Origin of the sequence: Frateuria sp. (assembly GCF_013362045.1) — a bacterium.
Taxonomy (GTDB): domain Bacteria; phylum Pseudomonadota; class Gammaproteobacteria; order Xanthomonadales; family Rhodanobacteraceae; genus Frateuria_A.
This window is the reverse complement of sequence record NZ_JABFWW010000215.1, coordinates 1-7,304: the sequence shown is the minus strand read 5'-3', so window position 1 is coordinate 7,304 and position 7,304 is coordinate 1. Positions and strand designations below refer to the sequence as shown.

At 67.7% G+C, this 7,304-nt stretch carries 9 protein-coding genes; 8 read left to right on the top strand and 1 reads right to left on the bottom strand.

Annotation, left to right across the window (positions count from 1 at the left end; genetic code table 11):
- Positions 1-139: 139 nt before the first annotated feature.
- The 3 genes from ctaD to HOQ08_RS10315 all read left to right on the top strand — a co-directional run bounded on the left by ctaD (position 140) and on the right by HOQ08_RS10315 (position 2,876).
- Positions 140-1,756: a cytochrome c oxidase subunit I gene (gene ctaD, locus HOQ08_RS10325; RefSeq protein WP_291194144.1), complete on the top strand. Its 1,617-nt coding sequence runs from the start codon at positions 140-142 to the stop codon at positions 1,754-1,756.
- A gap of 4 nt (positions 1,757-1,760) precedes the next feature.
- Positions 1,761-1,889 carry a hypothetical protein gene (locus HOQ08_RS10320; RefSeq protein WP_291194142.1) on the top strand — a complete coding sequence of 43 codons (129 nt, stop codon included), beginning with the start codon at positions 1,761-1,763 and terminating at the stop codon, positions 1,887-1,889.
- A gap of 99 nt (positions 1,890-1,988) precedes the next feature.
- On the top strand, positions 1,989-2,876 hold the full coding sequence (locus HOQ08_RS10315; RefSeq protein WP_291194139.1) for a cytochrome c oxidase subunit 3: 888 nt from the start codon (positions 1,989-1,991) through the stop codon (positions 2,874-2,876).
- A gap of 170 nt (positions 2,877-3,046) precedes the next feature.
- Here HOQ08_RS10315 and HOQ08_RS10310 read toward each other — a convergent pair whose 3' ends face one another.
- Positions 3,047-3,262, bottom strand: a complete 216-nt coding sequence (locus tag HOQ08_RS10310) for a twin transmembrane helix small protein (RefSeq protein ID WP_291194136.1) — start codon at positions 3,260-3,262, stop codon at positions 3,047-3,049.
- A 59-nt stretch (positions 3,263-3,321) separates the two neighbouring features.
- Between HOQ08_RS10310 and HOQ08_RS10305 the strand changes: the two genes are divergently transcribed.
- The 5 genes from HOQ08_RS10305 to HOQ08_RS10285 all read left to right on the top strand — a co-directional run bounded on the left by HOQ08_RS10305 (position 3,322) and on the right by HOQ08_RS10285 (position 7,269).
- Positions 3,322-4,062 (top strand): SURF1 family protein, encoded by a 741-nt coding sequence (locus tag HOQ08_RS10305; protein WP_291194134.1) that lies wholly within the window; start codon positions 3,322-3,324, stop codon positions 4,060-4,062.
- Positions 4,059-4,634, top strand: coding sequence for a hypothetical protein (locus HOQ08_RS10300; protein WP_291194131.1), 576 nt, complete (start codon positions 4,059-4,061; stop codon positions 4,632-4,634). The genes HOQ08_RS10305 and HOQ08_RS10300 overlap by 4 nt, the downstream gene beginning before the upstream one ends.
- A 113-nt stretch (positions 4,635-4,747) precedes the next feature.
- Positions 4,748-5,902 (top strand): COX15/CtaA family protein, encoded by a 1,155-nt coding sequence (locus HOQ08_RS10295; protein ID WP_291194128.1) that lies wholly within the window; start codon positions 4,748-4,750, stop codon positions 5,900-5,902.
- Positions 5,899-6,804, top strand: a complete 906-nt coding sequence (cyoE, locus tag HOQ08_RS10290; protein ID WP_291194124.1) for a heme o synthase — start codon at positions 5,899-5,901, stop codon at positions 6,802-6,804. Before HOQ08_RS10295 ends, cyoE begins: the two co-directional genes overlap by 4 nt.
- Positions 6,805-7,074: 270 nt before the next feature.
- Positions 7,075-7,269: a hypothetical protein gene (locus HOQ08_RS10285; protein WP_291194121.1), complete on the top strand. Its 195-nt coding sequence runs from the start codon at positions 7,075-7,077 to the stop codon at positions 7,267-7,269.
- Positions 7,270-7,304: the final 35 nt, after the last annotated feature.

Below are 7,304 nucleotides of genomic sequence, written 5' to 3'. Positions count from 1 at the left end.
GCCGGCGCCGGCTTCGACCGCCGCGTCCCCGGCCGCCGCCCAGGCAGCCCCGGCCGCAACGACTTCGGGCAAGCAGGGCTGAAGGCCACGCTTCGCCCATCCGCTTTCAAGCATTCGCATTAGGTAGAGGTGCAAGGCCATGGCCCACGCAGCCACCCACGACCATCACGACGAGCACCACGGCGCCCCGTCGAACTTCTTCACGCGCTGGTTCATGTCCACGAACCACAAGGACATCGGCACGCTGTACCTGGTCTTCTCGCTGCTGATGTTCTTCATCGGCGGCAGCTTCGCGATGGTGATCCGCGCGGAGCTGTTCAAGCCGGGCATGCAGCTGGTGCAGCCGTACTTCTTCAACGAGATGACCACCATGCATGCGCTGGTGATGATCTTCGGCGCGATCATGCCGGCCTTCGTGGGCCTGGGTAACTGGATGATCCCGTTGATGATCGGCGCGCCGGACATGGCGCTGCCGCGCATGAACAACCTCTCGTTCTGGATCCTGCCGTTCGCCTTCGCGCTGATGCTGTCCACGCTGTTCATGCCGGGCGGCGGCCCGGCCGGCGGCTGGACCATGTACCCGCCGCTGTCGCTGCAGAGCGACTCGGTCGCCTACGTGGTGTTCGCCATCCACCTGATGGGCATCAGCTCGATCATGGGCGCGATCAACATCATCGCGACCATCCTCAACATGCGCGCGCCGGGCATGGATCTCTTGAAGATGCCGGTGTTCGTATGGAGCTGGCTGATCACCGCATTCCTGCTGATCGCGGTGATGCCGGTGCTGGCCGGTGCGGTGACCATGCTGCTGACCGACAAGTACTTCGGCACCAGCTTCTTCAACGCCGCCGGCGGCGGCGACCCGGTGCTCTACCAGCACATCTTCTGGTTCTTCGGGCATCCCGAGGTGTACATCATGATCCTGCCGGCGTTCGGGATCATCTCTGAAGTGATCCCGACGTTCTCGCGCAAGCCGATCTTCGGCTACAAGGCGATGGTGTTCGCGATCGCCTCGATCGCCTTCCTGTCGTTCATCGTGTGGGCGCACCATATGTTCGCGGTGGGTCTGCCGCTGGGCGCCGAGATCTTCTTCATGTATGCCACCATGCTGATCGCGGTGCCGACCGGCGTGAAGGTGTTCAACTGGGTGTCGACGATGTGGGGCGGCTCGCTGACCTTCGAGACGCCGATGCTGTTCGCCATCGCCTTCGTCATCCTGTTCACCATCGGCGGCTTCTCCGGCCTGATGCTGGCGCTGGTGCCGGCGGACTTCCAGTACCACGACACCTACTTCGTGGTGGCGCACTTCCACTACGTGCTGGTCACCGGCGCGGCATTCGCGATCATGTCCGGCACCTACTACTGGCTGCCCAAATGGTGCGGCCACATGTACTCGGAGTTCTGGGGCAAGATGCACTTCTGGAACTCGGTGGTGTGGGTGAACGTGCTGTTCTTCCCGCAGCACTTCCTGGGTCTGGCCGGCATGCCGCGCCGTATCCCTGACTACAACGTGGCCTTCGCCAACTTCAACATGATCAGCTCGATCGGCGGCTTCCTGTTCGGCGCCTCGCAGCTGATCTTCCTCGGAGTGATCATCCACGCGGTGTTCTTCTCCAAGAAGAAGGCGCCCGACCGTGTATGGGAAAGCGCGCGCGGCCTGGAGTGGACGGTGCCCTCGCCGGCTCCGCACCACACCTTCGCGCTGCCGCCGGTGATCCACGACGACGAACTGGCGCACGGCCACGTCGAAGACTGATCCGATGGCGACAGAGGCGATGGAACACGATCCGGCCCGCCGCAAGCGCGTGCGACGCACGTTGTGGATTGCGGGCTCGCTGGCGGTCGCGTTCTTCGTGCTCTCGATCCTGAGCATGCTCAAGATCGGCTAGTAAAAAGGTATTCCCCGGCTCGCTTTCGGGCCGGTCAGCAGTTCCCCGCGCGGCATGGCGGGGATGGAAGCAAACAAGAGACATCCACGGGGATCACTCATGGGTCAGCAGCAAGGCGCTTATTTCGTACCGGCCAAGAGCCAGTGGCCGATCGTGGCCGCGGTGGTCATGTTCCTCACCGTGTTCGGTGCCGCGCATTGGTTGAATGCCGCGCCGGGCGAAGCAGGCTTCGGCAAGACTGTCATCGCCATCGGCTTCATCGGCGTCCTGGCGATGTTCTTCGGCTGGTTCCGCTCGGTGATCCACGAATCGCTGGCCGGCCGCTATGACGCCCAGGTGGACCGCTCCTTCCGCATGGGCATGATGTGGTTCATCTTCTCCGAGGTGATGTTCTTCGGCGCGTTCTTCGGCGCGCTGTTCTACACCCGCATGTTCTCCGTGCCGTGGCTGGGCGGCGAGGGCCATGGCGTGCTCACCCACCAGTTCCTGTGGAGCGACTACGCCGCAGCGTGGGGTGCCGGCGGCGGCAACGGTCCGGAGCGCATCGGCGGCTCCTTCCAGACCGTCGCGCCGTGGGGCCTGCCGCTGCTCAACACGCTGATCCTGCTCACCTCCAGCGTCACCGTGACCATCGCGCACCACGCGCTGAAGGGCGGCCATCGCGGCAAGGTCCTCTTGTTCCTGGGCCTGACCGTGCTGCTGGGCGCCACCTTCGTGTATGCCCAGGCGCACGAGTACATCGAGGCCTACAAGGAGTTGAACCTCACCCTGCACACCGGCGTGTACGGTTCGACCTTCTTCATGCTCACCGGCTTTCACGGCATGCACGTGACGCTGGGCACGATCATGCTGGCGATCATCTGGCTGCGCGTGCTGAAGGGCCACTTCACGCCCGAGCACCACTTCGGCTTCGAGGCGGTGGCCTGGTACTGGCACTTCGTCGACGTGGTGTGGCTGGGCCTGTTCATGTTCGTCTATATCCTCTGAGCGAGGCGAGCGCTTCGCACAGCAAAAAGCCCGCCGATGGCGGGCTTTTTTGTTTGCCTGTGCGGACATTCCGGTTGCGCCGGAAGCGATGCCAGGGAAAGAGCGGCATTCGCGGTCCTGCTGCGCGAAATGTCGCGCAGCAGGCCTATCCGGCCACCACCCCGCTACAATTACCGGCCGACGCCGTGGGGCTGCAGCCAGCCCATCCAGATGCCCAGCATGATCATGGCGATCAGCACGATCGACAGGCCGATGCGGCGGGTCAGTGCCCACGCGGTGCGCCGGCTGCTGCCCTTGTCGGTCATCATGAAGTACAGCGCCTGGCCGAGGTTGAACACCACGATCAGGAACATGATCACCAGCGCGATCTTGTAGATGGTTTCCACGTGAGCGGTCCGAACGACTTCCGAATCGGCAGTATAGCCGTCGCCGGCGGAGCCTCGGCGTGACAGGATGGCGCAGGCCAGCCTGGTGGAGCGTGCTGTTGGCGGTGGCCGCCGCGGCGCTGTTCGTGCGCCTGGGCGTGTGGCAGCTCGATCGCGCGGCCTACAAGGACCGCCTGGTGCGGCGCTATGCCGCCGCGGCGGTCGCGGCGCCGGTGCCCTTCGGGCGGGTGGCGGTGGCGCCGCCGGCCGATGCCTTCCCGCGGGTGGCAGTGGGCGGCCGCTACCTCGGCGACCGCGTCTATCTGCTGGACAACCCACGCCACGATGCGCGGGGAGGCGTGGAGGCCTACGTGCCGCTGGCGCTGGCGGACGAGCAGCGCCTGCTGCTGGTGGACCTGGGCTTCCTGCCCGGCACCGGCAACGACAAGCCACCCCAGCTGCCGCCGCTGCCGCAGGGCGAGGTGCGCCTGCATGGGCTATACCTGCCGCCGCCAGGCGTCGGCCTGGAACTGGGCGGCGACGCGCTGGCCAGCCAGGCACACTGGCCCAAGACCACCATCTACCTGGACCTGGGCCAGGTGGCCAAGGATCTGGGCCGCCCGCTCTATCCGCGCGTGCTCGCGCTCGACGCCGACCCGGCGGCCATCTACCAGCGCGCGCATGCGTTCGACTTTTCCTCGATGCCGCCGGCGCGGCATCGTGCCTATGCCTTCCAGTGGTTCAGCTTTGCGGTGGCGGTGCTGGTGATCTTCGCGATCCTGCACCGCAAGCGCCGCCCTCGACGTACGGACGATCGATGAATACACCCGCGCCCCGCTCGCCCAAGGTCGGCCGCCTGAAGTTGCTGGCCATCGCGGCCGTATTCGCCGCGCCGATCATCGTCGCCGGCCTGCTCACCTTCACTGGTTGGCAGCCGGGCGGGAAGGGCTATGGCCAGCCGGTCCAGCCCCAGCGCAACTTTGTGGACGAACACCTGCGCGTGACCCTGGTCGACGGCCGCAACTACGCCTGGCGCGACCAGGCCGAGCCGCGCATGACACTGGTCGCACTGGCCGGTCCCGGCTGCGCCGCGCGCTGCTTCGAGACGCTTACCGGCATGGCCAAGGCCTGGGTCATGCTCAGCCGCAACCAGAAGCGCCTGCGGCTGCTGTACGTCGGCACGCCGCCGGCCGATTCCGCACAGGTCACGGCGATGAAGACCTTCTGGACGCTGGGCCGCGACGCCGACGACAAGCTCGCGGCGTTCCGCCCGACCGGCGCCGACAGCGTGAGCGCGCTGCTGGTCGAGTCCAACGGCACGGCGCTGGCCTACTACCCGGCAGGCTTCGACGGCACCGGCCTGATGCGCGACATGCACAAGGTGATCAAGTGAACGTGGAAGACACTGCCCAGGCCCCGCCCGTCAGAGGGCAGCTCCCCGCGGGCGCGACGCCTCCCCCCGCCTCTCTCCCCGGCGGCGGGAGAGGGGAGCGGGTGCGCCGCGTCATGCGCTGGCTGGCCCTGGGCGCGGCACTGTTCGCCTTCGGCGTGGTGATGTTCGGCGCCTTCGTGCGCCTGTCCAACGCTGGCCTGTCCTGCCCCGACTGGCCGACCTGCTACGGCCAGGTGACCTGGCCGCACCACGAGCAGGCGGTGGCGCGCGCCGACGCGGCCTTCCCCGACCGTCCCTACGAGGCGACCAAGGCCTGGCGCGAGCAGGTGCACCGCTTCCTCGCCGGCACCTTGGGCGTGCTGGTGCTGGTGCTGGCACTGCTGGCGGCCTGGCGCCCGCGCTGGGCGCGCGCCGCCGTGATCCTCGGTGCGGTCTTCGCGGCCATCGGGGTCACCCTCTACATGCGCGGCGAGCATGCCTGGTCCTCGGTACTCGCGGTGGCGGCGATCGCCCTGCCGCTGACGGCAGCGATCCGCTTGCGCAGCCCCGGCGCCTGGCGCGTGGCCGTGCTGGCGCTGGCGGTGATCGTCTTCCAGGCGATGCTGGGCATGTGGACGGTGACCCTGCTGCTCAAGCCGATCGTGGTGATGGGCCACCTGCTGGGCGGCATCACGACCTTCGCGCTGCTGGCCTATGCGGCACTGCGCTTCGCCGGCGTAGGCGCCGTCGACGACCGCCACGCGCCGCTGCGCCGCTGGATCGCGCTGGGCATCGTGCTGCTGGCCTGCCAGATCGCGCTCGGCGGCTGGACTTCGTCCAACTACGCCGCGCTCGCCTGCGGCACCGGCCCCGACGCGTTCCCCAAGTGCCTGGGCCAGTGGATGCCGCCGACCGACTTCAAGGAGGGCTTCGTGCTCTGGCGCGGCATCGGCGTGAACTACGAAGGCGGCGTGCTGGACATGGCGGCGCGCAGCGCGATCCAGATCGCACACCGCATCGGCGCGCTGGTGGTGTTCGTCTACCTGCTGTGGCTGGGACATCGCGTGGCCAGGCGCGGCTTGAGGCTGGCGGGTGCGGCGATCGGCGTGGTGCTCGCCGCGCAGGTATTGCTGGGCATCAGCAACGTGCACTTCGGCTTGCCGCTGCCGATCGCCACCGCGCACAACGGCGTGGCCGCGCTGCTGCTGTTCACCATGCTGGCGGCACTGGCACGCACGCAGCCGCGCACGGATGATGCGGCATCGGCATCCGCGGAATCCCGGCGATGAGCGCGCACCTGCGCGAGTACCTGCAGCTGACCAAGCCGCGCGTGGTCGCGTTGCTGGTGTTTTGCGCGGTGATCGGCATGTTCCTGGCGGTGCCCGGCATCCCGCCGTGGCGCGCGCTGGTGTTCGGCACGCTGGGCATCTGGATGGCATCGGGTTCGGCCGCCGCCTTCAATCATCTGATCGACGAGCGCATCGACAAGCTGATGGCCCGCACTGCGCGCAGGCCGCTGGCCACCGGCGCGCTCAAGCCGCGCCAGGTGCTGCTGTTCGCCATCGCGCTCGGCATCGCCTCGATGCTGGTGCTGGCGCTGCTGGTCAACCCACTGACCGCATGGCTCACCTTCGGCGGCCTGATCGGCTACGCGCTGGTCTATACCGCCTACCTCAAGCGAGCCACGCCGCAGAACATCGTGATCGGCGGCCTGGCCGGCGCGATTCCGCCGGTGCTGGGCTGGACCGCGGTGACCGGGCAGCTGCACGCCTTCGCGCTGCAGCTGTGCCTGATCATCTTCGTGTGGACGCCGCCGCACTTCTGGGCGCTGGCGATCTTCCGCCGCGACGACTACGCGCGCGCGCAGATCCCGATGCTGCCGGTGACCCACGGCGTGGCCTACACGCGCTGGCACGTGCTGTTCTACACGGTGCTGCTGGTGCTGGTGACGCTGCTGCCGGCGCTGACCGGCTTCAGCGGCGCGGTGTACCTGGGCGGCGCGCTGGTGCTGGGCGGCGGCTTCCTCTACTACGCGGTGCGCCTGCTGAATCCGCCGGACGAGTTCTTCGCCATGCGCGTGTTCAAGTACTCCATCGTCTACCTGATGGCGCTGTTCGCCTTCCTGCTCGCCGACCACTGGCTGATGGCACCGCTGCAGGGCGCCGGCATCGTGCTGCAGCACGCGGCATGAGACTGCCGCGCGCTTGACAGATGCCTGCTCCGTGACCACAATGCGCGCGCCAACCGGCGCGCCAGCGCCCTGGCATTCCCCAAGACCCTCCAAGGCATATGGACGTCTACCCTAGTCGCAACGCCGACATCCGCGAGCATCGGGTGCCGGCGTCGCATAACAAGCTGATCGTCTGCGGCGACCGCCCGCGGTCGGCCTGCGTTTTCCTCGACTAGGAAGGCGCGGCCTGATCCCGAACGGTGCCGCGGCACCGTTTACGAGGAGAAGGCCATGAAACTCCTTCGCGATTTCCCGTGGTGGCGCGGGCTGTGCCGGCTGGCGGCCGGGCGTCGTGCCGCGCCGCGCATCTATGCCGTTACCGTGCCGGCGCCGCTGTCGCCGGACAATGTGGTCGAACTGCGCCGTCCCGCGGTCGCGCCGCAGCCGGCGCCGACGCCGAAGCTGCCGCGGGCGGCCAGCGCGTGATTCCGCGCCTGTTCCGCAAGGGCTGGCCCCCGCCA